The sequence below is a fragment of the Desulfitobacterium nosdiversum genome (genome assembly GCF_049860565.1).
In the GTDB taxonomy this organism is placed as follows: Bacteria; Bacillota; Desulfitobacteriia; order Desulfitobacteriales; family Desulfitobacteriaceae; genus Desulfitobacterium_A; species Desulfitobacterium_A nosdiversum.
Map to the genome: position 1 here is coordinate 1,249,008 of NZ_CP172056.1, position 25,542 is coordinate 1,274,549.

Below are 25,542 nucleotides of genomic sequence, written 5' to 3' on the forward strand. Positions count from 1 at the left end.
TTTTAGATGTTGGGCGAATGGCTAAACTAAGGGAGAAAATCTAATAACAGGGAGATAGTATAGATGGCGCTATTTAGTGAATTGGGTTTGAGTGAAGACGTGATTCGTTCTGTGGAAAACATGGGTTTTGAAGAGGCAACACCGATTCAAGAGCAAACGATTCCCAAGGCGATAAAGGGGAAGGATATAATCGGGCAGGCTCAAACGGGAACAGGGAAAACGGCGGCCTTTGGGATACCGCTTGTAGAAAAAATGCAGGAAGGGCTGGGACAAGTTCTAGGAATTGTCCTGTCTCCGACCCGAGAACTGGCTGTGCAGGTCGCGGAAGAACTCAATAAGATTGGGCAGTATAAAGGGATTCAAACCTTGCCGATCTATGGAGGGCAAGAGATTGATCGGCAGATTAGAGCGTTGAAGAAAAGGCCGCAAATTATTGTTGCGACTCCGGGGCGTTTGATGGATCATATGAGGCGGAGAACGATTCGCCTGAACGAAATCCAGATGGTCATCTTAGACGAGGCAGATGAGATGCTCAATATGGGTTTTGTTGAAGACATACAAACGATATTACAAGAAGTACCAGAAGACCGTCAGACTTTACTTTTCTCAGCGACGATGCCGAAAAGCATTCAGAATCTTGCCCAGCGTTTCATGAAGGAACCGGAGTTTATCAGTGTTAAAGCCAAGGAGGTTACCGTTGCAAATATTGAGCAACACTATCTTGAAGTACAAGAGAAGCAGAAATTTGATGTGCTCTGCCGGCTTTTGGATATGCAGTCTCCGGAATTAGCCATTGTGTTTGGTCGGACCAAACGGAGAGTGGATGAACTTTCTGAGGGGTTAAATAAGCGGGGCTATTCCGCCGAAGGGATTCACGGCGATTTGACACAAAGTAAGCGTGACAGTGTACTGCGTCAGTTCAAAGAGGGAACGATCGAAGTCTTAGTAGCCACTGATGTAGCAGCACGTGGGTTAGATATCAGTGGAGTAACCCATGTCTATAATTTCGATATTCCTCAAGATCCGGAGAGCTATGTCCACAGGATTGGTCGAACGGGACGTGCAGGAAAAGCTGGTTTAGCTATAACCTTTGTTACTCCTCGCGAGATAGGTCAATTACGCTTGATTGAACAGCTTACGAAACATAAGATGATCCGCAAACCCGTACCAACTATGGTTGAAGCGATCGAAGGGCAGCAGCGGATCACGATGGAAAAGCTGCTGCGTGTAATTGCCGAGGAAGATCTCGGCCCCTATCAAGGATTGGCGAAGGATCTGCTGGAAGAGAACGATTCGGTGACGCTGTTAGCCGCAGCCCTTAAGATGTTAACAAAAGAACCCGATGCGATTGAGATACACTTAACAGATGTTGCTCCGCTTCGTTCAAAGGCTGCCCAAAAAAGATCTTTTAATCCTAGAGGATATGGAAGAAATGAACGCGGGCGAAATGACCGAGGATATAGTAAGGAGCGCGGCCAGAGTAATGACCGGGGCAGACGGGAAAACAAGCGAGGCGGCTGGAAGCCGACATCTTTTCCGAAAGGGTAAGAAGTGTTGATACGTACTTAGTTTTGTGATAGCATAAATTAACAATAGAGGTATAAGAGTTGAGACTCTGTAAGGAGTTGATGCTATGTCAATACCACAATCCGATAAAATATATACTTATGCAGACTACCTAACCTGGCCGGAAGATGAGAGATGGGAGATTATTGATGCTGCAGCTTATAGGCAAGCTGCCCCATCGCCTATTCACCAAGAAATATTGGGCGAGCTATTCGCTCAGTTTCATCATTATCTTTCCGACAAACCCTGTAAGGTCTATTCTGCGCCATTCTGTGTAAGGTTAACAGAGGGCGGTGAAGAGCAAAATGAAGAGATTAAAAATGTTGTTGAGCCGGATATTACCATTGTGTATGATACATCTAAATTAGATGAAAAAGGATTCAAGGGTGCTCCTGATCTGATCCTTGAAATAATGTCGCCTTCCTCAATTAAAATGGATCGGTTCATAAAGTTTAATAAATATGAAAAAGCTGGAGTTCAGGAATATTGGATCGTTGAACCTGAGGGTAAGCTTGTAAGTGTATTTAAATTAAAGGATGATCAGAGATATGGTCGGCCGGATATTTTTACGGAAGATGATCAAATTAAGGTATCTATTTTCGCTGATCTTTTCATTGATCTAAAATCTGTTTTTCCAAATACCTAGGGTAAGGAGTTGAAATCGAACAGGTATCTGCTATATAATAAATCTTAATCTAATAGTAAACTGGATGAGGCTTTACAGGAGAGCGGCGTTTTGCCCACCGAAGGAGTAATACTCTCAGGTACTTCGCAAGGAGTGGAACTGGAAGCGGACAGGACTCTGGAGAGTCCCGAAAGGGCGCCGAAGGGGCAAACAGCGTTTGCTGCAATCTCTCAGGCAAAAGGACAGAGATATGAAGGTAAGGCTTAAGTAAGTGACTTAATAATACCTAATATATTTCTCCAGAGTTAAATCCGCAAGGATGAAACTCTTTTTTTTACCGCAAATAAAGGAAGAGAGTAAAAAGCTATTATATGAAGCGTCAACAAGCAATTGAAAGGAGTCGTTGAAAATGAGCATCAACGATCAGAAGAAAGAAAAATCAAATCGAGTTATTATTACTGTGGTTGGGAAAGACCAAATTGGAATTATTGCCTGGGTTACCGGGCGTTTGGCGGAAGAATCTGTTAATGTTCTGGATATCAGTCAAACGATTCTGCAAGGATTTTTTACAATGATCATGGTCGTTGATCTAAGTCAAGCCTCTCATTCATTGGGTGATCTATCTGCAAAACTGAGTAAAGAGGCTGAAGAACGCGGGCTAAAGGTTACCGCTCAACATGAGGATGTCTTTGCCTTTATGCATCGGATTTAATTATAGAATGGGAGAGAACTGAAATGGCTCTAAACATAACACCACAGGAAATTCTTCAAACGCTGGAGATGGTTGAACACGAAAACCTCGATATACGGACAATAACCATGGGAATTTCCTTGCTCGATTGTGCAGGGGATGATATTAAAGTCGTTGAACAAAAAATTTATGATAAAATTACGCGGAAAGCTGAGAATCTCGTTAACGTAGGAGAAGAACTCGCTTCACGTTATGGGATTCCGATTGTCAATAAGCGTGTTTCCGTCACACCGGCAGCCCTTCTGGGATCAAATTTTAAGCCTGAGGAAATGGTTCGCTTGGCTAAAGCGCTGGATCGCGCGGCGAAGACCGTAGGAATCGATTTCCTGGGCGGTTTCTCAGCACTTGTTCAAAAAGGCTTTACAAAGGGTGATGAAGCGCTGATTGCTTCGATTCCCCAAGCGCTTGCGGAGACGGATTTTGTCTGTTCCTCCGTCAATATTGGTTCAACAAAAGCCGGTATTAATATGGATGCCGTCTATAAAATGGGTCAAACGGTTTTAGAGAGTGCTCGTCTTACCGCAGATAAAGATGGAATTGCAGCGGCAAAGCTTGTTGTCTTTTGTAATGCGCCAGAAGATAATCCATTTATGGCTGGAGCCTTCCATGGAGTAGGTGAGCCCGAAGTAGTAATTAACGTCGGTGTAAGTGGACCGGGCGTGGTGGCCAAGACGATTGAGAAAAATCCAGAAGCGGATCTCGGAGAACTGGCGAATCTGATTAAGCGGACAGCGTTTAAAATTACTCGGGCAGGGGAGCTTATTGGTAGGGAAGCATCAAAAGCCTTAAACGTTCCTTTTGGAATTGTTGATTTATCTTTGGCACCGACTCCTGCTATCGGAGACAGTGTGGCCGAGATTCTGGAAAATATGGGTTTAGAACGCTGCGGAGCACATGGTACAACGGCGGCTTTAGCCCTCCTTAATGATGCTGTGAAAAAAGGCGGGGCGATGGCGTCCTCACATGTCGGAGGCTTAAGTGGAGCCTTTATCCCTGTTTCCGAGGATGCTGGAATGGTTCGTGCTGTAGAAACGGGAGCATTAACCCTGGCTAAGTTAGAAGCAATGACTTGTGTCTGCTCTGTAGGACTGGATATGATTGCGATCCCTGGAGATGTTGAAGCTGAGACCATTGCAGGAATTATTGCGGATGAGGCTGCTATCGGGATGATCAACAAGAAAACGACAGCGGTTCGCGTAATTCCGGCTATTGGCAAAAAGGCTGGAGAACGCGTTGAATTTGGCGGATTGCTCGGCGGAGCCCCCATTATTAACGTAAATCCATTTTCGGCACGACAATTTGTGAAGCGCGGAGGCCGTATTCCTGCGCCGATCACGAGCCTATCGAATTAATTGCTCCTCCAAAAATATTTAGCTATCCATAGTCAATGAGCCGATATTTCACGATTGTGAAATATCGGCTCATTTCTTATAAAAAGTTGTAAGAAATTTAACGAAATCTTAAAGATTTTGCTAGCAAATAAATGCATATAATGGTATTATATGGATAGATATCAAAGAATAATCTACCTCTTGTGAATAAAAGGAGGGAGAAAGTCATATTTAGCGAAAAAAATGTTGAAGGATGTGAGAATCGAAGAATAGCTGAAGAATTACTGGAAAAAATTGAAGAACAGAGATATATGCTTTATATTATTGCTCGGAATAAGAACTTAATAGATTTAGAAGTTGTGCAAATGAGTCAAAAGCTTGATGAATTACTTAATGAATATCATCATTATATGACGGCAGAGTAGTCCCAGGCGTTTAACCAATGTTTAAATGCCCGGGACTTTCTTGTTCTTGTCGAACGTGAGTACATGTTAAGATTTCAGTCTTAAAGTACATTCTGAGGGGATCAAAGAGGATTGTGAGGAAATTTGTAGAATAACTTACTTTATCTATGAAAGAAAGAGTGATACCATGGGCTGGAAATGGAATAAAGGACTTACGCCTTTACATATAGCGGTAATCTATGCCCTTGTGGGAGGAGCCTGGGTTCTTTTTTCAGATCGTTTTATAGGGATGCTTCCAATTGAACATCGAACCATGTTTTTCTTGGAAGTGATCAAAGGATGGTTCTATGTCGCATTTACCGCTCTGCTTTTATACGCGATGATCAGGCGATCTTACCGAATTTTAAAGGACACGGAACAGAAAGTACATCGAAGTTATAATGAGCTGGAAACGGCACATGGAGAATTAGAAGCAACTCATCAGGAACTTGAAGCAACACATGAAGAACTTGTCGCTGCGGAGGAAGAATTAAGACAGCAATTTGACGAAATTCAAGATCGTGAGGCTTATTACAGGGGACTTTATGAAGGAGTTTCCAATGGCATTCTCGTTCTCAATGAGAAAGGGCAGGTCGTTCAAGCGAATAATCCAGCCCAAATCTTATTGGGAATGGAGTCCGGTGCTCAATTTAATATACAAGGAGAACTTTTTTCTTGGAAAGAATTGGTTCCTAAATTTATAGAGTCCGTTAACGCGGATCTCTCCTTGGAAATTGAGGTTAATGAGGCAGGGAGTTCTAAACGCTGGCTTTTAGCAAATACGGATTCCATTGATAAAACTGATTTTGACGGAAAAGAAATTGTTGTAACCTTAATTGACTATTCAGAGGAAAAACGATTAGAGATTGTCACAAAAATCTTAAATGAAATTGATCAAATGGTCCTTAAAGGAAGTTCTCTTAAAGCTATTGAAGAAAAAATCTGCAATTATATGGTGGAAAAAATAGGATTTATATGTGCCTGGGTGGGCTCGAAAGAGGAAGATGGAAGAGTCGCTTTCAGTACTCATGCCGGAGCACAAAGTGTCAATAATGCAATGGTACGCTGGGATGATTCAGTATATGGTCAGGGCGCAGTAGGCAGAGCGATTCGCCTGGGTATACCGCAAATCTTTGAATTTGAAACCGATGATCTTCTTTATTCACTTTGGAAAGAGAATTTAGAGGGACCTGGTATTAAGTCCGTCGCAGCGTTTCCTCTCATTCATCAAGGCAGTGTTATTGGAGTTTTTGTTCTCTATTCGGAATTGCCAGACTTCTTTGATTCAAAACGAATGACCATTTTAGAGCATTTAGCGTATCAGTTAGCGATCGCTGTTGCGAGCATTGAAGAGCGTGAACGGCTGGAGCGGTTCCGTATTCTTGCGGAGCATGCAAATGAAGCGATTTTGTTTGTTGCTTTGGATGGTCGAATTATTGATGCTAATGAGTCAGCGGAGAGAATGTATGACTATTCTCACGAGGAACTGTTGAATCTAAATATTCAGGCTTTCTGGCTGTCCATTGAAAGGGAGCATGCAGAAGAATTGCTTACCGGATCGGTAAATGGGCTTCAATATGAAACGAATCATATGACAAAAACAGGGAAGGTCTTTCCTGTAGAAGTAAGCATTAATGGAGCCAATCTAAAGGGAAGATCTGTTATTTTAGCTGTCATAAGGGATATATCCGAACGCAGAGAGGCTGAAGAAGTGATCTGGTACAAGGTTCATTATGATGAACTAACCGGGTTGCCTAATCGGCTTCTTTTTAATGAGCATTTAAAAGGAGCGCTTGCCCAAGCGAAAAAGAATCAGACGCAATGTGCCCTGATTTTATTGGATCTTGATCAATTCAAGCTGATCAATGATAGCCTAGGGCATCATTTAGGGGATCAGCTCTTAAAACTTGTTGCCAAGCGAATCGAAAGCTTATATGTCGGGGACACGTTCGGACGGTTTGGCGGGGATGAGTTTGTTCTGCTCTTATCGAATTTAGAACAGATTGAAGATGCGGAAAACGTTGCAAGGCGTGTTCTTCAGGTTTTCATTACCCCCTTCTTTTTAGAGGGAAATGAGGTTTTTATTACGCCGAGTTTAGGGATCAGCTTTTATCCTGCGGATGCGGAGGATATGGAAACCCTAACGAAGCAGGCAGATACCGCGATGTATCATGCCAAAGAGTTGGGACGCAACAATTATCAATTTTTTACAGAGGCGCTTAATATGAAAGTCCAGGAGAGACTTGCCTTAGAAAATAGTTTGCGTAAGGCGCTTGAGCGTGAAGAGTTCATGCTGTACTATCAACCTCAGGTTGATTTAAAAACCGGTGAGATCAAAGGGGTAGAAGCGTTAATTCGCTGGAATTCTCCTGAGCGAGGTCTCATTTCTCCAGGGGTTTTCATACCTATTGCAGAGGAAACGGGACTCATCGTGCCCATGGGTGAATGGATTTTACGCAGCGCTTGTATCCAAAGCCTGAAATGGCGGCAGCCCGGTTATCCCGGGCTGCGAATGTCGGTCAATATTTCAGCTCGTCAATTCCGCGAACCTCAATTTATCGAAAAGGTTGCAGAGGTGATTAAAGAGACGGGGATGGACCCGCAGTGGCTTGAAATTGAGATTACCGAAAGTATCGCAATGGAGTATGCCGAAGATTCTATGGAACAGTTACGTAGACTTAAACAGCTGGGTGTTAGGATTGCCATTGACGATTTTGGCACCGGCTATTCATCGATGAATTATTTGCGGAAACTTCCGATTGATACCTTAAAAGTGGATCAATCTTTTGTCCAGGATATCGGGATTGATGAGAATGGGGAGGCCATCGTAGTTACCATTATTCATCTAGCCCAGAGCCTGAACTTAAAGGTCATTGCTGAAGGGGTAGAAACGGAGAATCAACAGATTTTCCTTCGTACGAACAGATGTCATGAAATGCAGGGCTATCTCTTTTGCAAGCCTGTGCCTCCGGTGGAAGTTGAGAAATATCTTCATATGGGAAATAGTTCAAAGGTTAAATAAAGGAGCATTATTTTGAAACAGTCTGGGTCGGTTTGGCCTCAACATTTATTACAGTGGTTCTGGCGAGTCAAGCGGGATCTGCCATGGCGCAATACGGAGGATCCTTATGCGATCTGGGTTTCCGAGGTGATGCTTCAGCAAACTCAGGTAAAAACAGTAATTCCCTATTATCAAAAGTTTCTTAAACGCTTTCCGACCGTTCGGAGCCTAGCCGAGGCTGAGCTTGAGGAAGTGTTGGAGATGTGGAGGGGACTCGGGTATTATTCGCGTGCCCGCCATCTTTGGGAGGGGGCGCGATTTGTTTTCGAACATTGCGAAGGCAAGGTTCCTGAAACCTATGAAAACCTGCTTAAAATTCCAGGGGTTGGGGAGTACACAGCAGGGGCTATTGCCAGCATCGCTTACCAGGAACGGGTCCCTGCTATTGATGGAAATGTCAATCGGGTGCTTGCCCGCCTTATCGCTTGGGAAGAGCCGACCGCTAAGGTGAAGAGCCGCCGGGTTTTTCGGGAGCTTTTAAAGGAGGCTCAATCGAGTAAATACCCGGGAGATTTTAATCAGGCCTTAATGGAATTAGGAGCGACCTTATGTGCTCCTAAAAATGTCCGCTGCGGGGAATGCCCGCTGGAAATAGAGTGTGATGCTCATCGGTTAGGACAAGAGTTAGCATTCCCGGTTAAACAAGAACAGCCTCGTGTAATGGAAGCTTTTCGTTTTACGTTAATGATTCGAAAAGGAGATCAGCTGCTGGTTCGAAAACGTCCCTCCAGCGGGCTTCTGGCAGATCTATGGGAGTTCCCGGGCGAAGAAATTCTTAAGCATGACCTTCAAATATCTAACAACAGTAATGACTGTATAGTAGCTGCAGAGTCGGGTGAGTTATATGGTAAAAGTGACCAAGTTCTAAATCGTGAATTTTTACGTCCGGGGTTTTGGTATGATCTTTATCAGCGAGTTGTTTCAGATCATTCTCAGGATGAAAACATGAAGAAAAAGCTGGAGAAAGGCTTAGAAGTTAAGGGACCGATTTTTCATATTTTTAGTCATCGCCGTTGGGAAATGTATTGGGTTGATTTAGAATGGCCGGATGAAATAAGCGATATCGGATTGTGCTGGGTTAGTCGGGAAGAACTCAAAAGGATGGCCTTACCGGTTGCTTTTCAAAAGCTTTTAGAAGAACCGAACAGGAATTATGAGGGGTAAGGTTGAAATATAGAGAGGATTAAGGGGAGGCAGACAATTGATGTTTAAACAGGTTATTAAACGCCGGAAAGGGATAATTGCCTTAGGGCTGGCGGCGAGTTTAATTCTTTCAACTCCGGTATTGGCGGCAGAAACTGCATTGCCTGAAGTTAGAACGTTATTGCAAGAGGATTATGTTGACCCTGTATCCAGTGATGTTTTGAGTGCACCGACTATAGCTGAAACATTGACAAAACTAGGGGATCCTCATACAATTTATTTCACTGCAAAACAGTATCAAGATTTCATTAATTCTATAGATATGACGTTTTCGGGCATCGGCGTATATATCGAGCTTGTTTCAGAAGGGATTCGGATCACATCCTTGATTGAAGGATCGCCTGCAGATGAGGTCGGACTTAAAACAGGGGATATTATCACTGAAGCGGCCGGTCAGTCCTTAGCCGGTCTCTCTCAGGATACAGCCGTCGGTCTTTTACGTGGACCGGAAGGAAGCACGGTTCAGATCACCGTAAAACGGGGAGAAACAACCTTGAATTTACAGGTCTCTCGCCGAGCTATTGAAGTTCCAACGGTAGAGGGAAAACTTATCGAAGGCGGAATTGGTTATATTGCAATTCATTCGTTCGGAACGACCACACCGGCTGGATTTGATCAGGAGGTCATGGATCTTAAAGGAAAAGGAGCAAAAGCCTGGATTATTGACTTGCGCGATAATCCGGGCGGATATTTAACTTCCGCCTTAAATTTAGCCGGGTATTTTATAGGAGATAAGACGGCTCTGCAAACAAAGGATCGAAATAGAACTTCTACTTTTCCCGGAGTTAAACAAAGCATTCTTTTAAGTGAACCAACTATGTTTTTAACAAATGAAAACAGCGCAAGTGCTTCGGAAATTCTAACAAGTGTCGTTAAGGATTACCATAAGGCGACGATTATCGGGAATCGGACCTATGGAAAAGGCTCTGTTCAGAGCATGTTTCAACTCTCGGATGGGAGTGTGCTCAAAATGACCATTGCTAAGTTCTTTTCCCCTTTTGGCCATGAGATTAATAAAATAGGAATAAACCCTGATGTTAAAATAATAAACTCGGATTCGGAAAAAACGGCCGAACTTCTTTTAAAAGGTTCGGTTCAACCTAATAGTGATCATGCCGGTTCTGTTCGGGTTTATGTCAATAACAAGTTCTGGAAAATCCCTTTAGATCAGGCAAAGAACGCAGAGTTTTGGCAAGCCTATGGTGAGCTTGTTTCAAGCCTTAGTCCGGAAAATTTGCAAAAAGGAACAGAACAAGGCTGGCTTAGCTTCAGTAATGAGGATAAGACAAAGTTATGGCCGCTTTATTACCCGGGCTATCGAGAAATTAAAGGGCTTCAAGGAGTATCGCTCGATAAAAAGTTTATTGTTACGTTCGGCGGGCCGATCAACTGGAAAAGTGTCACTGCTGAAAGTTTAGAGCTTATTGAAAAAGAAAGCGGGAAACGCGTACCGCTCAACTTTACTCCCTTAAGTGATCAACAGCTTCAGGTTATTCCGACAGACCTTCTGGAAGCAGGAAAAACATACTGGCTTATTACACACCCTACAATTTTGAATCAAGATGGGACATCTCTTCCTGATGGCGCATTGGCTGTAATTCAAACTACTGCATCGAGCAGCAGTTCGGCTAAGATTCAGTCGAACTCATCCATCCAGCCCCAACAATCGAAGAAACCTCAAGGAGAACTTCTTCCTTTGCCAGACTATGGGCAAGCTATTCTGGATGTAAAAGTCAAGTCAAAGTAATGTAATTAATTTATTAAAGATAAAGAGGTTTTTGAAGTGGAAGATATACGTCGCTCAAAAACGGTAACCTTGCCGCGGCTTAACCGGCTTAGTCCCTCCTTGGAGAGTACGGCGCTTAAGATTATGGAAGAGTCGGGTGAGCTGGCACAGGCGATTGGAAAGTTCCGTGGGTTAAGCGGAGAACAGCAGAGGGTTGAAGAAGCGGAAGCTATGCAAATGGTCGCTCAGGAACTCGTTGATGTTGCGCAAACCGCTGTAACCATGATGTTTGTTTTAGAAGAACAATATGGAATTAACTTGGACAAAATACTTGAAGAGCACGTTAATAAATTAAGAAAAAAAGGGTATTGCGATTAAAGTTATAAAAATCACCGACTTTGGGAAAGAATAGAAATAATTCTTTTTTCAAGAGGTGATTTTTTTTGTCACACCGACGATGCCGGAAATCCTCGGCAATGTTCCTGTGCGGGGTGCTTACGTTGTTTTGTTGGCAGAGCTCCATTTATCCTGTACGTGGGCAAACTGGTGGCGACCTTTATCAAGTGTCGGACACCAAGGTAGAACAACAAATCCAAGTTGAGAAAAACAGTCAATCCGGGTTTGTTCCAAAGAAAAAACAGGTTTCGTCCCAAGAGCAGATAACTCAACAGAAAGTCCAGAATGATGATCCGATCAAGACCTACAATATTGTGATGGATGAACGCACAGAAGAGTCTACAGCAACTGTACAGCAAACAACTGCTCCGCAGGCAGAGACGCAGCCGACGACTGAGAAGCCGGTTCAAGATAAAGCGTCTGAATCAGCTTCGATTACTTCAAGAGGTAATAATAAGCTAAGCGACGGTAAGCAGAATAATGATGCGATTACAAAAAACGATCTTGAATTATTAGCCCGGTTAATTTATGCCGAGGCACGCGGAGAGGATTTCGAAGGACAAGTCGCGGTAGGCGCGGTTGTTCTTAATCGTCTAAAGGATGCTCATTTTCCTAAAACAATCCAGGACGTCGTTTTCCAGCCGGGAGCTTTTACGGCAGTTGTCGATAAACAGATCCACTTAATACCGGATGAAGAAGCGTACCGGGCAGCAGAGGCAGCTTTGTCAGGAAAGGATCCAAGTGGGGGCGCACTGTATTATTTTAACCCAAAGATTGCCACTGATCGTTGGATTAAGAGCCGTCCAGTGATTAAACAAATAGGAAATCACACATTTAGTATATAATTGAATCAACAGCTTTGAAAAAATAGGCTCCCCTTAAGGCAGTAGATCAAATAATACAATTTGCTGCGGAAAGGGGAGCATATTTGTGTCCAAAAACGGAGAATATAATGTCTCAAACAATAGACATAATAGTGAGAGAAGAAGACCGAGGTATAATCAGACTTTTAAGAAAATAAAGAAGTAATTGGAAATTTAGAGTGTACAAATTTGTAGACATGTGTAAAAAAGTGCGACTTCAAGAAACTTTGTGAACTTTTTTACCTACTTTATTATAATTTCAAAAAAGGCTAAATTCTAAGGATTTGAAGACCGATAGGAACGAATGCTCGTCGAATATTCGGAAAATTGGCATATATCTTGCAACAAAAGAACCCATAGATAAAACTTGGGCTAAAGCTGTCGCTTTAACAAAGGTATGGATATGGGAGGAAAAGGAATGCAGGAGGTTGTCATTGTCGGTGCGATGCGCACCCCTATCGGAGATTATCTTAGTGCATTGAAGGATGTTTCTGCAATTGAACTTGGGGTAACGGCATTAAAAGCGGCTTGTAAAAAAGCAAACTTAGACATTGCTAAAATTGAAGAGGTTGTTGCAGGCAATGTTTTTCAAGCAGGTCTAAAGGGAAATCCTGCTCGTCAGGTCGCTTTAAATGCGGGTTGTTCCTTAGAGACAGTAGCTGTTACTGTTAATCAGCTGTGCCCTTCTTCAATGAGAGCAACGGATATTCTTGCCCAAGAGATTGCTCTCGGCAAGGTGGATATTGGAGCCGTTGTGGGGATGGAAAGTATGTCCAATGCCCCTTACCTTTTACCCAAGGCACGGAGCGGGTATCGAATGGGAAATGATGTCTTAGTCGATTCTATGCTGAACGATGGTTTGGTCGATGCGTTTTATAACTATCACATGGGAGTAACAGCAGAAAATCTGGCTGAGATGTATGAGATTTCTCGTGAGGAACAAGATGAATTAGCTTTATTAAGCCACCAACGGGCGGTTAAAGCAATCAAAGAGGGAAAATTCGACGAGGAAATCGTACCTGTACAGATTAAAACGAAAAAAGGTTTGACCGAAGTAAAAGTGGATGAGCATCCGAATGCATCAACTAATCTTGAGGTCTTAGCTAAATTAAAAACAGTTTTTAAAAAGGACGGTACAGTAACGGCTGGAAACGCATCCGGTTTGAATGATGGAGGCTCCGCACTCATTTTAATGTCTGCAGAAAAGGCAGCTGAGCTTGGAATCAAGCCTCTGGCAAGAATTCTGGCGACGGCTTCCGCGGCTGTCGATCCGAAGATTATGGGAATTGGCGTAGTGCCTGCTGTCAAGAGAGCTTTAAAGTTTGCAGGTCTGGATATTGAGGACATTGGTTATTGGGAGCTGAATGAAGCTTTTGCAGCCCAATTTCTAGCTGTTAACCGTGAACTGAAACTAAGTATGGATAAAGTCAATGCAAACGGTTCTGGGATTTCGCTAGGACATCCTGTGGGAAATTCCGGAGCGCGTTTAATTGTTACGCTCTTGCATGAAATGCGCCGCCGCGGGGAGCGGTATGGCTGTGCTTCACTCTGTGCCGGCGGCGGTCCGGCAGTTGCTACAGTGGTCGAACTCCTATAGAGAAGAGATAAAGCCTAAAAAGAGTAGAGATCAAACATGAGGAGGATTTTCGATGAGTCTAAGTGAAGAATATCAAAAAAAGTTGGTAACTCCTGAGGAAGCAGTCCGTGTGGTTAAATCCGGTGATTGGATCGATTACGGTTCTTTTGCGGGTCAAGTTGTAGCGTTGGATAAAGCGCTGGCAGGACGTGCTGAGGAACTTGAAGATGTAAAAATCCGTACGTATACATCCTTGCGTATGCCTGAAGTTGTGAAAGTTGATCCGGAGTCCAAGCATTTTATTTTTAATAACTGGCATTTCAGCGGTATCGACCGTAAACTTCATGATCAAGGAGCTGCCTGGTTTATTCCAATGCTTTATCATGAGGTTCCGGGGATTTACCGTCGATTCCTGGATGTGGATGTGGCGATGATTCCCGTTACGCCGATGGATGAGCATGGATATTTTAACTTTGGTATGCAAGTATCTTCTACCCATGCCGTTTGTGAAAAAGCTAAAATCGTTATTTTAGAAGTCAATCCCAATATGCCAAAGTGTCTCGGGGGAAAAGAAGAAAGCATTCATATTTCGGAAGTGGATTATATTGTCGAAGCAGACTGGAAGATGCTGCAGGTTCCGAGCGGTGAACCCAAAGAAATTGAAAAAAAGATTGCTTCATATATTTTGCCTTTGCTTGAAGACGGAAGCTGTATCCAACTTGGAATTGGCGGTATGCCTAATGCACTTGGGCAGATGATAGCTCAATCGGATCTAAAAGATCTGGGGCTGCATAGTGAGATGTTTACCGAATCCATGGTTGATATGGTGGAGTCAGGACGTGTCACCGGTGCCAGAAAGAACATTGACAGGTTTAAAGTTGTTTATACGTTTGGCTTCGGTACTCAAAGGTTATATGACTTTTTACACAATAATCAGCAGTGTGCTGCTTATCCCGTAGATTATGTCAATGACCCGTTTATCATAGCCCAAAACGATAAGGTGGCTTCTATTAATAACTGTATTGAGATCGATCTGACGGGTCAAGTTGCCTCGGAATCCTCGGGAACGCGTCAGATCAGCGGGACTGGCGGACAGTTTGATTTTGCCTATGGTTCATATCATTCAAAAGGCGGGCAATCTTTCATGGCTATGGAGTCGACCTTTAAAAAAGGTGGGGAGCTTCACTCAAGGATTAATCCGATCATTACTCCAGGAGGAGTTGTCACCACTCATCGCGCTCTTGTTCAGTATATGGTCACTGAATATGGGATTGTAAATTTGAAGGGGAAAGCAACATGGGAACGCGCCGAAGCCCTGATTTCGATTGCGCATCCTGATTTCCGTGACGAATTAATTAAAGAGGCTGAACAGCTTGGAATTTGGCGTCATAGTAATAAACGTTAAGAATTATAAGCGTTCTGATTAACATACAAATTGGCATATCTAATGGCAACACATTGGATATGCCAATTTTCTATAAATATAATAAATCGTATTTGGAGGAGTACACACTTTAACTCAAAAAAAAACGCTTGGCATTGATACTTGTCAAGCGTTTTTATCGTTCTTTGGCGGTCTAGAAATTCTATCGTGTCACATGAATAGGTTTAGCTTCACCTTTATGTAAGGTAAAGACTGTAATTTCGGGGGGGACATTCAGCCGGAGGGGGATTACGCTTTCGCCAATCCCGCGGTTAATGTAGAGAGGAACCCCCTGAATGATATGATAGCCCTCATAGATGCCTTCACTGCCAAGATAGGTATTGGTAATCCAAGGTTTCCTCATACCCGGCAGGCGAATTTGGCCTCCATGGGTATGACCTGTTAACATAAGCTCGGCACCGTATTTGGCGACATCATCAAGACAATCGGTAGAATGGGAGAGGACGAGGCGAAAGTGACTTTCTTTAAGTTCTTTTAACTTGGAATAAGAGCGAGCAACATCATCATGGGCAGTTGCCGGATCATCAACACCAATTACCCAGAGGTCAAGTTCTTTTTGATATTCAGCATCGTTAAGAAGGGGGATCCAGCCCATCCCCCGTAAAAGTTCTAAATAACGATTAAAAAGGGTTCGTGAGAAATGAGAATAATCATTATTTCCCATAACTATGTATTTGCCGAAACGTGCTCTTAATGGCTGCAGATACTCTGATACTTTATCGAGGTCTGCCCGAGTCGAAATGAGGTCCCCAGTCAAAACGAGAAGATCTGGATTTTGGGCGTTTATGTTTTTTTGAATTGTTTCGGAACTGAGACGAAGGTGTTCGAGGTGAACGTCGGAAAATTGAACGATGCGTTTCCCATCAAGTGCAGAAGGAAGTGTCGGATAGGATAAGTCCCAAAATTCTTGTTTTAAGGTCAGGGTATCATGTTCAGCCCATGCTAGAATTCCCGTTCCACCGATTACCGTACCGGATAAGGCCCAATGGCCGGCAAGGAAACCGCCTATTCTCCGTAAAAAAGTACGCCGGGTTAATGTATTGGGGGATTTTTGCATTTGCGAACCCCTTTCAAGCCATTGTTCTTCTTACGATATGTTATCACAGGCAGGCAGCAAATGCCAATCGAAGAGCACCAATCGAATGGCGTTAACATATTATGTTAAGAAAGAGCGCCTTAGATAGGGGGGAATAAAGGTGAAGTTTGGTGGAAATATGAACAGGCCGCAGGGCTTTGGACAGGCTGCTCCGCAAGGGTTGCCTGTTCAGCCTCAGATGGGTCCTGGTGCTGGTTTGGGTTACCCGGGAAATGGAATGATGCCTGGTCAAGGATTTCCTCAAGGCGGGATGAATCCCGGCAACGGGATGACTCCTAATCCTATGGGAATGATGAATTCAGGATTTGCACCGTTCCCCGGTGGTTCCATACGTAATAATCTGGGAGCCGGGCTTAAAAGCCGCGGGGTTTTTCAAAAAGATGGGCAGATAAACAACCTTCGAGGCGGTTTTATAGGACCTAAACAAGGAGGAGCAATGGGTGGCGGTCCATTTTCCTTTCTAGGTCAGGGAGGAGAAGGGCAAGCCATCAATCAGCCGCGTCAATTGATTTTAGAACCTGCACAGGCTGGGCTGGCGGCTAACGGCATTGCGACCATCTCTCCCGATAACGTTTTTACGTGTATTGCTAATTTGCCTGCGCCGAATACTTTATTCGAGCAGGGTTATAACACGTATGCTGCTTATTTGGTTGATCAAGGAGGAAAGACGGGGTTTTTAGCCGGAATCTTAAGACCCGTTGGCAATGGTGTTTATCAAACTCAGTTTCGGAGCCAAGTTCCTCTTTTCCATTACAGCAGGGTGTTGATTACAGTAGAAAATCCTCAGCGTTTGGGGCATGTTCCGAACGGACCGATTATTTTACAAGTGAAACCGCCCTCAGGTCCATCACGTTTTCTAAATCCGGTTAAAAAAGCAGGCGGATCAGTTTGGAATAAGATTACGGGTTTTGTCCGGGGAAGAGGAAAAGCCCCGATGGTTCCTCCGGTCGCAGTACCTCAAGAAACGGTTCCACTCGAAGGATTACCTTCGTCGGGGGTACTCGATCCTGTGAATCCTTTAAATTCCGCACCGGTTGAGCTTCCGGGCGCTCAATCCGTTCCTTCGTACGTTCCTCCAACAGCTCCCTAAATAATTAGAATTAAAAAATGTTAAATATAAGGCAGCTCTCATGCTGCCTCATATTTTATTTTAGCCAACACGTTCAAAATAAGCTAAAACACTTCCCTCGTTCAAGGAAAGTGTTAAAGAGAAAATAGAATAAGAATAATCAAGCCCATAATTGCTAAAACGCTTAAGGTAACGATTATTCCGATAGTTAATAGATTCGCGGAATTAAAAAGGGTATTCGTTAAGAAAACAATCAAAAAGAAAATACTTAAAGCGATAAAGGTTGCTCCGACCGGCGGAGAACGAAGAAAGGTAATACTTTTACGAAAGCCTGATTCACTGTAATCAAGTCCTTGAACTTGTAAAACTGTGTTAGGCGGAATTCCATAACGGATCATGAGTTCTACACACCCCCTTGAGAGGATGCGGTGGGTTCGCACCCTGGGGCTCCTATACCAGTACGTTCAATCAAGAATTGAGAAAGAATCATAATAAAGGCCAAGATTAAATTTCCTGGAACACCGGGAACTTCGAAAAGAGGCACGTTAAATGAGGTGTCCGGGCTTCCGTCAAAACCCGCAATAGGGGCCCCAACGGTGAGCGAAAAACTTAAATTGTCAGGAAAAAGAGGTTCATCCTCGCCAACGGGGCCAAAGCCTTGTCCAGTTGGGGAACCATTGGGGAGGGTTAAATTCCCATTGGAGGCATTTTGTAATAGGCTCATGAGTTGAGGAAGCGTCAGTGTTACTGGGTATAGATCGGGGCGAATGGGTCGGGGACTCGGAGCCTGAATAAGAGAACGCTTCATAAGGAAGCTTGTTACAATGTCAAGACCGGCAACGATTAACGCAGCAAAGGGCAATTCAACCTTGGCAAAAGGGAAAATCATGGCACTAACAGGACTAAAGATTAAATTGCATCGAATCGGACTACTGACTAAAAGCGAGAAAGAGAAGGGAGCGATAGGCAGAGGCTGGGGACAAGCGTTAACAGTTGCCATGTCGCTCACCTCCTCAATATTTTGTATTAAAACCAGGTTTGAATGATCAACCAAGTCCCAAGGGCAAGCACAATAAGAAAGGATATTAGAGTTACTGGGTGGGTAATATCATTTTTAAGAATGGGGCGAGAATAATTGGGAAACCTCATTCGTTGATGCCGGGGATTTTAGTATTCGGGGGAAGTTTAAACCCAGACGGGAGCTTAAAATCCTTGGGAATTTCCATGGCTTTAGCAGAGCCGCCTCCGCCGATGGAATCAAAAATCTTCTGCGCCATGTTTTTGATTTCATCAGGTAAGGGGAGTTGATCAGCACTGGGCATACCATGAATGCTTGTCGTAATGGTAAGATTAACCATGGCCATGACGCGTTCAAATTTTTGTTGCTGCTGGAAATACGTTTTAATAAGAGGATGTTTGTTTATGATGCGAATCTTCAAGTCAATCAGAGCTAGAGATTCTTTTTCTGGAACGACTTTACTAAGCATTTGAGTAGTAACCAGCTGACGTTCTTTTTCCTGATATTGCATGAAGGACTCATTGGCTTCCGGGTCTGCTTTAATTGCGGCTTCAGCTGCAAGTAAAGCTTGCACTTCGGGGGTTTGGACTAAAGCTTCCCCGAGTTCCCTTGCCTTGTCAATGTAGCTCATTATAAAGGGCACCTCCTTTGATTCCTGATACTAAAGTATGCGGGAAGTCTGCAGGACGTGAGAGAAGGAAAGGATAGAGGAGATGTAGAATGATTAAATTTAGTAAAAGAGGATATGGGGTCATGTAACTTCTCTCGCATCCATTCACTTGTCGCTCCAGGGCTGGCACACTTGCTTTCGTAGTAGCTTCGCCAAACCTCAAGGTAATACCTGAAGTAAACCAGTGGCTCCGCTATACTACGAAAGCTTAGTGCGCCTTACCGCCCTTCCGCGAAAATCGTTCATTTCTGCGTGAGAAGCTACATGGTTGTGCCTCTTTTATATCAAGGTATGGGAGGATGGGTTGAAGTGCGAACATATCGTTTGGAAATCCGGCTGATTCAGTTAACCGTTTTACTGAGTGTTTTCGTTGTGGCTGCAGGCTTTTTAGGAGCTTGGGGAAATTCTAAGGGATCCGTTGCTTCTTCTGCTTCATCTTCCAATAAGACGTCAGAAACTCGGTCAGTACAAAATACTAATACAAATACAAATGCAAACGCAAACGCGAAAATTGTTGCGTTGGGAGATTCATTTACTTATGGATATCCGGCCGGACCAGACCATTCCTGGGTTGGGGTTCTTGGGGAAAACCTCAATACAACAGTTTTGAATAAAGGAAAAGTCTTTCAGACCTCGAAGGATATGCTTTCTCGATTTGACGCCGATGTTGTTTCCGAAAAACCGGGTCGAGTTATTATATTCGCGGGGAATGGAGATGCGCTAAGAAATATATCGTTAAAAGAGTTTCAGAGCAATGTTCAAGCGATTGTTGATAAGTCGCGCTCAAATCATATCACTCCGCTGCTGGCTTTACCCATGCCTTATCCTGGGGCTCAGGAGGCTATTACGGATATGAGGAATTGGATAGAAGAATATGCACAAACAGAACGTTTTCTTGTTTTGGATTTTGCTTCAGCGGTGATGGACTCCAATGGAAAATATTTAAAAGGGTATTCGGATAATAATAAATACCCCTCGATAAAAGGGTATCAAGCCATGGGAGAATATGCTGCCCGCGTCCTCAAGTAATTCATATCTGCTTTAGAAATTTGCCGGATTTTGATTTACAAGCGGGAAAGGACTTAAGCGTTAGTTTTGTCCCCAAAGCTTATCGGGTCACCGATGTAAAGCAAAATCCTTAATGGAAGAAGCTGAGAATCGCGAAAAAGACATAGCCGAGAACTCCGCCAAGCAATGCATAGTGAGGATGACGTTCGCGGGAAAGAGGCCATAGTTCACCAAAGACTAAAAAGGCCATGGCGCCCCCGGCCAGTGCGAGGAAAAAGGCAAGGGAGTTTTTTACACTCTCAACGGCAATGATGCCTAAAAAGGCACCCAGGGGTGTAAAGAAGGCGATACCTACATTAAGAAGCAGTACTTTCCATCCTCGTATGCCGGCCATTTTTAAGGGGGCGGCGGTAGCCATTCCTTCGGGAAGATTATGAAGGGTGATTGCTAAAGCAATAAGAAATCCCAGTCCGTCGGTTGCTTCTTGTCCGACCGCGATCGCCATGCCCTCGGGAAGATCATGGAGCGCAATTCCTGAAGCAACAAGAAGGCCGATGCGTTTTAGTCTTTGGCGGCGAGTGAGGGGAAGATTCGGTGAGGATGAATTAAGGCGGCGATCTGCTAATCCCATAAAGATAAGTCCAGAGATAAGTCCCCCCAAAACCTGCAGCGGCGGGCCGATTTCCCAGGCTGTAGGAAGGAGATCCAGACTAACAACGGCTAACATTACTCCGCCGGCTCCTGCAAGTAAGGCTGCCAGAACTCGTTCTTGCGGACGCCCAAAGAGAAGAACAAGAATACTGCCCAAGGTTGTTGCCAAACCTGCGATCATACTTATCCAAAGAATTTCTAATGTTTTCGTCATCAGATAATCCCCCTCGCCGGAAAAAGCCATATTAAGATGTATGCCGGAAAATTATCTTTATACGAAGAATAGATCCAACATAATATCAAGCTAATTATTTTTTTCACAAATAAAAGTCTAAAACTCCTTTTTATTTGGACATACTGAAATTAAGAGATGATTCAGTAAAATTTCCAAAGAAGAGGAGTTTAACGTTATGGAATATAATTTTTCATGTCATACAGAACGCAGGGTAAATATTTATCATTGGATTAGTCTATTCGTTATTGCACTTTTTTTGTCAATTAACAGCGGACAATATTTAAGCTATGGCAAGGCCATTAATAGTTTTAAACAGGATTCGAGTACTGCAGCCGAAGCACAGCTGGCGGCACATCCTGAAGAGCTGATTCGTTTTCATGTGCTTGCTAATTCAGACAGCGATGAAGATCAAGCTTTAAAACGGGCAGTCAGAGATGCTATATTAAAAGAAGTTTCCCCGCGACTTGCCGAATCTCATTCGCTTGAGGAGTCTCGAAAAATCCTAACAGATTTACGCCCGGCGATGGAGGAAATTGGGAAATCGGTTGTTCAAGCTTGGGGAAAAGACTATGAAGTTAAAACAGACTATGGGCATTTCCCTTTCCCGACTAAGTCCTATGGTTCGTTGGTTTTGCCGGCTGGCGACTACGAGGCTGTCCGTGTGCTGATCGGCAAGGCTGAGGGTTCAAATTGGTGGTGCGTGCTATTTCCTCCATTATGCTTTGTCGATATTGAGCATTCGACTGCCGTTCCCGTTGATGGCAAGCCAGGGATCCCTATTCAGCAAGGAGGGAAGAACTCCGCATCAAAAGCTGTGCAAGGATCATCCGCTAAACCGGAGGTGAAGTTTTGGATTTGGGAGAAACTTAAAAAGTTCTGGTAATTATCTTTTCTCGTGGTCATCGACGGCTACTGAGTAATAATAATTACTTCTTTCCCTCAGAAATATATTGGGAACGTGTACTATTTTCCTGGACAAAGCATAGCATTTAACACAAGGTGTTTTGAACGGATTAAGGGGGAAGAAAGGTGAGGAAGCTATTTACAATCGTTGCAATGATGGTCATCAGTTTTGTGCTTACTGGCTGCGGAACACTTCAAACACTCGTCCAAAAGGATGGAGAAACCTCTCCGCTGTCACAATGGATCGGAGGCAAGGATCAGCAAGCGGTTCCGGCGACAACAAATCTTGGGGATGGCAAGGCTGTCAACCTTTACTTTCCGGATAGTACAGGAAAATACTTAGTAAAAGAAGAAAGAACGTTGCCTAAGACGCTCAGCTTAGCAAGAGAGACGATTAATGAATGGGTTAAAGGACCTACGGGTAAGGGAAACGCTCAAGCGGCTGTTGCTCCTGCGACCACCCTTTTGGATATCTCAGTCAAAGATGGGATAGCTACTGTTGACTTCAGTAAGGAATTTGTACAACCGGTAAATAAAGTGTCGCAAGAGGTTTCAATCTATGGGCTTGTTAATACGCTAACTCAGTTTCCAACAGTACATGAAGTCAAGCTCAGAGTCGAGGGAAAACCCTTAACGAAGCTTGGAAATTTGGATCTGAGCCATCTTTCCTTTAATGATGGACTTGTTAAAGACACTTCAGCCGTTAAAAGTCAAGGGGCAGGGAGTAGTAAGACCACTCCAAGTTCAGGGGGCAGCGCAGGTACGTCAGGTTCCGGAACGAATAGCGTTCCATTAGGCACTGATTCACCCAGTTCAATGAATTTATTCTCTATTCCGTCAAGTACAACCTGAAATATATTGAATAGACTTTGATAGATTAAAAGCAGGGCTGTTTCTTCTTTTAGAATATAATTTCTAAGGAGGAACAGTCCTTATTCACTAGGAAAGGGCAATATGCTAAAATAAGTACAAGATATTTTAATTACGGGTATTGTTCATCTATGAAGTGTTGCCGATAAGAAGGGAGGGTATCTCGTGGAAGGGTTGTTGGAATTGGGACAAGAACTTGAAGAAACGATTCGTGAAATAAATACGATGATGTATCGCAGTGAACGTTCAATTCTTTTTGAAGCGAGAATTTCTAATTCACAATTTAATGCCCTGCTAAAACTAAAAGAGTTCGGATCACTAACCATGGGAGAACTATGCAAACATTTATTCACAGCATGCAGTACAGTTACGGATTTAGCGGATCGATTAGAGCGCGGAGGACTGGTCGAAAGAATTCGAGATGTCAAAGATCGGCGTATTGTCCACATCAATCTTTTGCCAAAAGGAGAAGAAGTTGTGGATGCAGTTATCCGGGAGCGTCAGGTATTTCTTGAAAAAGTCATGAAGACGTATTCGGAAGAAGAAAGCGCGGTTTTATTAAAAACATTGGTGAACTTGGTAAATAGGATGGGAAAAGAAGAAAAAGCTTATATACCTGAGACGCAAGTTCTATAAATATTTAATTTTGATGGATTAGAAATTGATTAAGAATCTCAAACTAAGGTAGGATTTCCTACCTTATTCTTTTTATGATATTGAACTTAACAATTTCTTATGAATTTCCTGAGACAGTATTGAAAATTACTCGTTATAATAAGGCTAGCAGAATATAAACAAGAGAGTAATATATAGGATTTTATTGCAGTAGAGAGGGTGAAACATGGAAGCAAAAATTTTCTTAGTTGATGATGAGCCGGAAATTCTAAATCTTGTGCGCGATTATCTTGAACGTGAAGGTTTTAATGTACTTATGGAAATGAATGGTATGGATGCTCTAAAGCGAATTGAAGCAGAAAAACCTGATTTGGTTCTTTTGGATTGGATGCTGCCGGGAATGAGCGGGATTGAGATCTGCAAAAAACTTCGACAGACGAGTTCGATACCCATCATTATGTTAACGGCAAAATCAGAAGAAGTGGATCGGGTTTTAGGTTTAGAATTTGGAGCGGATGACTATATTGTTAAGCCGTTTAGTTTACGTGAACTGCTAGCGCGGATTCGAACCGTTTTGAGACGAACTTTGTCTGGAGTACAAGATCCGGCAGGAGGGGTCCTCCATCGAGGGGAACTGACAATTGACGGACCAAGTCATCGGGTATGGAAGAGAGATAATGAGATCCAACTTACGCCGACAGAGTTCAAAATATTACAGCTTCTAGCCTCGCGGCCGGGAGTTGCCTATAGCCGCCTGCAGCTCCTTCGTCAGGCGATGGGTGAAGAATATCTTTATTATGAACGATCTATTGATACTCATGTTTCTAATCTTCGCAGGAAAGTGGAAGATAATCCGGCGGAGCCTATTTACATTCAAACGGTTTTCGGAGTAGGTTATCGTTTTGGTGATCCGTCATGACTCTTAAACGGAAGTTTTTAATGGCTTTAGTTGGGTTAGTCTGTTTTATGGGTATTGTTTTTTCTGGAATTGCGCTGTCCTCAGTCCATTATTTATTAGGGCATGCCGTAAGTTATGTTCAGCAGGGCTTTACTCAGCAATGGAATCGAAGCCTGACCTCTTATTATATAGAACATAAATCCTGGGATGGGGTACAGGAGTATATCAACAGGATTCTTTCATATGGACCTCGTCCAGACGAAACGGCGCCGAGGGAAGCTGACCCCTTTTACGTTTTTGATATCAATAAGACGGTTGTCGGTACTTCAAGGAGTATTGATTTAGGTAAAAGTTTAACGCAAATTTCTGACAATGACAAAGTAAGCAAGCAATGGCTTGAAATTAAAGTTAACAACACAACAGTAGGCTATTTTTGGATTGACAATAAAACCCCGCCTCGTCAAAATCGTTTAGCAGAATCGATTGGGCGATACATTATTAATTCAATGCTGATTGGCGTGGTTTTAACGACACTTTTAGCGGTACTTTTGGGAAGCCTTCTCACGAACCGTTTAACCGGCCCGCTTAAGGATTTAACCTTCGCTGTACGCCGCGTGGGGGAAGGGGATCTTAAAACACGCCTTAAGATCGAAGGCGAAGATGATATCGCCATGCTTGGGAATGCCTTTAATCAAATGACAGAACAGTTAGCACGCAATGAGGAAGTTCGGCAAAATATGGTCGCGGATATTGCTCATGAGCTTAGAACGCCGCTTGCTATTATTTCGGGTAAGCTCGAGTCAATTCAGGAAGGAGTACTGCCATTAACTGCAGAAACATTGCTCCCTATTCAGGATGAAGCCATCCGACTAAGCCGTTTAGTCAAAGATTTACAACAATTGAGCTTAGCTGAGGCGGGTAAGCTTCCGCTGCATCGGATGCCTATGGATTTGCATAAGCTCTTGAAAAAAATTCTCGAGCAGTTTGCTATTGAGTTTGAAGATCGGGAGATTAAAGGAGAACTTTTTGGAGAAAGTCTTAAGATCAACGCTGACTCAGATCGTTTAACACAAGTCTTTGTAAATCTTATTGGAAATGCACTTTTGCACACAACTTCTGGAGGGAAAATTAAGGTGAGCATCGGACGGTGGAAACCTAAGGTTTCTTCTGAGGAAGGAGAAAAGAAAACGGGAGGCCGTAAAATTAGAGCTGCTTCCGCCGGTGACGTACGGGAGCGTCCAGAGGAAGATAATGATAAGCAATTGGAGTGGGTAAGAGTTACGATTGAAGATACAGGTGAGGGAATTCCAACTGAGAATTTGGAACATATCTTTGATCGCTTTTATCGGGTCGATCAATCCCGTGATCGAGAAACTGGAGGTACGGGATTAGGATTAGCGATTGCGAAAGAATTTGTACAAGCTCATGGCGGAGAGATTCAAGTTAAGAGCGAGCTAGGCAAAGGAACGTATTTCAGCGTATTTTTACCGATTAATTTCTAGCTTTTAATTAGGTAGCTTTGAA

The 25,542-nt window shown here is 43.4% G+C and carries 25 protein-coding genes and 2 riboswitches; of the genes, 20 read left to right on the top strand and 5 right to left on the bottom strand.

What is annotated here, in order from left to right:
- Positions 1–63 precede the first annotated feature (63 nt).
- The 13 genes from ACHOLT_RS05980 to ACHOLT_RS06040 all read left to right on the top strand — a co-directional run bounded on the left by ACHOLT_RS05980 (position 64) and on the right by ACHOLT_RS06040 (position 14,946).
- Positions 64–1,548, top strand: coding sequence for a DEAD/DEAH box helicase (locus tag ACHOLT_RS05980; RefSeq protein ID WP_425806471.1), 1,485 nt, complete (start codon positions 64–66; stop codon positions 1,546–1,548).
- A gap of 85 nt (positions 1,549–1,633) precedes the next feature.
- On the top strand, positions 1,634–2,212 hold the full coding sequence (locus ACHOLT_RS05985) for a Uma2 family endonuclease (RefSeq protein ID WP_425806472.1): 579 nt from the start codon (positions 1,634–1,636) through the stop codon (positions 2,210–2,212).
- Between the two features lie 65 nt (positions 2,213–2,277).
- Positions 2,278–2,357: riboswitch (glycine riboswitch) on the top strand.
- A 1-nt stretch (position 2,358) separates the two neighbouring features.
- Positions 2,359–2,447: riboswitch (glycine riboswitch) on the top strand.
- A 153-nt stretch (positions 2,448–2,600) separates the two neighbouring features.
- Positions 2,601–2,903, top strand: a complete 303-nt coding sequence (locus ACHOLT_RS05990; protein WP_425806474.1) for an ACT domain-containing protein — start codon at positions 2,601–2,603, stop codon at positions 2,901–2,903.
- A 23-nt stretch (positions 2,904–2,926) separates the two neighbouring features.
- Positions 2,927–4,294, top strand: a complete 1,368-nt coding sequence (locus ACHOLT_RS05995) for a PFL family protein (protein WP_425806475.1) — start codon at positions 2,927–2,929, stop codon at positions 4,292–4,294.
- A 182-nt stretch (positions 4,295–4,476) separates the two neighbouring features.
- Entirely contained in the window at positions 4,477–4,698 is a 222-nt protein-coding gene (locus ACHOLT_RS06000) for an aspartyl-phosphate phosphatase Spo0E family protein (protein WP_425806477.1), read from the top strand.
- A gap of 166 nt (positions 4,699–4,864) precedes the next feature.
- Positions 4,865–7,738 (top strand): EAL domain-containing protein, encoded by a 2,874-nt coding sequence (locus tag ACHOLT_RS06005; RefSeq protein ID WP_425806479.1) that lies wholly within the window; start codon positions 4,865–4,867, stop codon positions 7,736–7,738.
- Between the two features lie 12 nt (positions 7,739–7,750).
- Complete coding sequence (gene mutY, locus ACHOLT_RS06010) at positions 7,751–8,941, top strand: A/G-specific adenine glycosylase (RefSeq protein WP_425806480.1); 1,191 nt, start codon at positions 7,751–7,753, stop codon at positions 8,939–8,941.
- A 40-nt stretch (positions 8,942–8,981) separates the two neighbouring features.
- Positions 8,982–10,727: a S41 family peptidase gene (locus ACHOLT_RS06015; RefSeq protein ID WP_425807912.1), complete on the top strand. Its 1,746-nt coding sequence runs from the start codon at positions 8,982–8,984 to the stop codon at positions 10,725–10,727.
- 36 nt (positions 10,728–10,763) lie between these two features.
- Positions 10,764–11,084, top strand: a complete 321-nt coding sequence (locus ACHOLT_RS06020) for a MazG-like family protein (RefSeq protein ID WP_425806482.1) — start codon at positions 10,764–10,766, stop codon at positions 11,082–11,084.
- Positions 11,085–11,139: 55 nt separating this feature from the next.
- Entirely contained in the window at positions 11,140–11,307 is a 168-nt protein-coding gene (locus ACHOLT_RS06025) for a hypothetical protein (protein ID WP_425808222.1), read from the top strand.
- The gene (locus ACHOLT_RS06030) at positions 11,228–11,947 is read left to right on the top strand and encodes a cell wall hydrolase (protein WP_425807914.1); all 720 of its coding nucleotides are present in this window, start codon (positions 11,228–11,230) and stop codon (positions 11,945–11,947) included. The genes ACHOLT_RS06025 and ACHOLT_RS06030 overlap by 80 nt, the downstream gene beginning before the upstream one ends.
- Before the next feature lie 436 nt (positions 11,948–12,383).
- Positions 12,384–13,562, top strand: coding sequence for a thiolase family protein (locus tag ACHOLT_RS06035; protein WP_425806483.1), 1,179 nt, complete (start codon positions 12,384–12,386; stop codon positions 13,560–13,562).
- 52 nt (positions 13,563–13,614) lie between these two features.
- Positions 13,615–14,946, top strand: a complete 1,332-nt coding sequence (locus ACHOLT_RS06040; RefSeq protein ID WP_425806485.1) for an acetyl-CoA hydrolase/transferase family protein — start codon at positions 13,615–13,617, stop codon at positions 14,944–14,946.
- 181 nt (positions 14,947–15,127) lie between these two features.
- On the opposite strand, the gene ACHOLT_RS06045 is transcribed toward ACHOLT_RS06040, so the two are convergent.
- Positions 15,128–16,042, bottom strand: a complete 915-nt coding sequence (locus ACHOLT_RS06045) for a metallophosphoesterase (protein ID WP_425806486.1) — start codon at positions 16,040–16,042, stop codon at positions 15,128–15,130.
- A 139-nt stretch (positions 16,043–16,181) separates the two neighbouring features.
- On the opposite strand from ACHOLT_RS06045, the gene ACHOLT_RS06050 reads away from it, so the two are divergent.
- Entirely contained in the window at positions 16,182–17,171 is a 990-nt protein-coding gene (locus ACHOLT_RS06050; RefSeq protein WP_425806488.1) for a hypothetical protein, read from the top strand.
- A gap of 113 nt (positions 17,172–17,284) precedes the next feature.
- On the opposite strand, the gene ACHOLT_RS06055 is transcribed toward ACHOLT_RS06050, so the two are convergent.
- From ACHOLT_RS06055 to ACHOLT_RS06065, 3 genes are all read right to left on the bottom strand, one after another.
- Complete coding sequence (locus tag ACHOLT_RS06055; RefSeq protein WP_425806489.1) at positions 17,285–17,548, bottom strand: hypothetical protein; 264 nt, start codon at positions 17,546–17,548, stop codon at positions 17,285–17,287.
- A 5-nt stretch (positions 17,549–17,553) separates the two neighbouring features.
- Positions 17,554–18,150, bottom strand: coding sequence for a hypothetical protein (locus tag ACHOLT_RS06060; protein ID WP_425806491.1), 597 nt, complete (start codon positions 18,148–18,150; stop codon positions 17,554–17,556).
- A 145-nt stretch (positions 18,151–18,295) separates the two neighbouring features.
- Positions 18,296–18,799, bottom strand: coding sequence for a YlbF family regulator (locus tag ACHOLT_RS06065; RefSeq protein ID WP_425806493.1), 504 nt, complete (start codon positions 18,797–18,799; stop codon positions 18,296–18,298).
- Positions 18,800–19,147: 348 nt separating this feature from the next.
- Between ACHOLT_RS06065 and ACHOLT_RS06070 the strand changes: the two genes are divergently transcribed.
- The gene (locus ACHOLT_RS06070) at positions 19,148–19,867 is read left to right on the top strand and encodes a GDSL-type esterase/lipase family protein (protein WP_425806494.1); all 720 of its coding nucleotides are present in this window, start codon (positions 19,148–19,150) and stop codon (positions 19,865–19,867) included.
- Between the two features lie 109 nt (positions 19,868–19,976).
- Here ACHOLT_RS06070 and ACHOLT_RS06075 read toward each other — a convergent pair whose 3' ends face one another.
- Positions 19,977–20,711, bottom strand: a complete 735-nt coding sequence (locus ACHOLT_RS06075) for a ZIP family metal transporter (RefSeq protein WP_425806495.1) — start codon at positions 20,709–20,711, stop codon at positions 19,977–19,979.
- A gap of 196 nt (positions 20,712–20,907) precedes the next feature.
- On the opposite strand from ACHOLT_RS06075, the gene spoIIR reads away from it, so the two are divergent.
- From spoIIR to ACHOLT_RS06100, 5 genes are all read left to right on the top strand, one after another.
- On the top strand, positions 20,908–21,615 hold the full coding sequence (gene spoIIR / locus ACHOLT_RS06080; protein ID WP_425806496.1) for a stage II sporulation protein R: 708 nt from the start codon (positions 20,908–20,910) through the stop codon (positions 21,613–21,615).
- Positions 21,616–21,761: 146 nt separating this feature from the next.
- Complete coding sequence (locus ACHOLT_RS06085) at positions 21,762–22,487, top strand: GerMN domain-containing protein (protein WP_425806498.1); 726 nt, start codon at positions 21,762–21,764, stop codon at positions 22,485–22,487.
- A 183-nt stretch (positions 22,488–22,670) separates the two neighbouring features.
- Positions 22,671–23,141 (top strand): MarR family winged helix-turn-helix transcriptional regulator, encoded by a 471-nt coding sequence (locus tag ACHOLT_RS06090; protein ID WP_425806499.1) that lies wholly within the window; start codon positions 22,671–22,673, stop codon positions 23,139–23,141.
- A gap of 205 nt (positions 23,142–23,346) precedes the next feature.
- On the top strand, positions 23,347–24,039 hold the full coding sequence (locus ACHOLT_RS06095) for a response regulator (RefSeq protein WP_425806501.1): 693 nt from the start codon (positions 23,347–23,349) through the stop codon (positions 24,037–24,039).
- A complete protein-coding gene (locus ACHOLT_RS06100) occupies positions 24,036–25,520 on the top strand; it encodes a sensor histidine kinase (RefSeq protein WP_425806503.1) in 1,485 nt (494 codons plus the stop codon). The genes ACHOLT_RS06095 and ACHOLT_RS06100 overlap by 4 nt, the downstream gene beginning before the upstream one ends.
- Positions 25,521–25,542 lie beyond the last annotated feature (22 nt).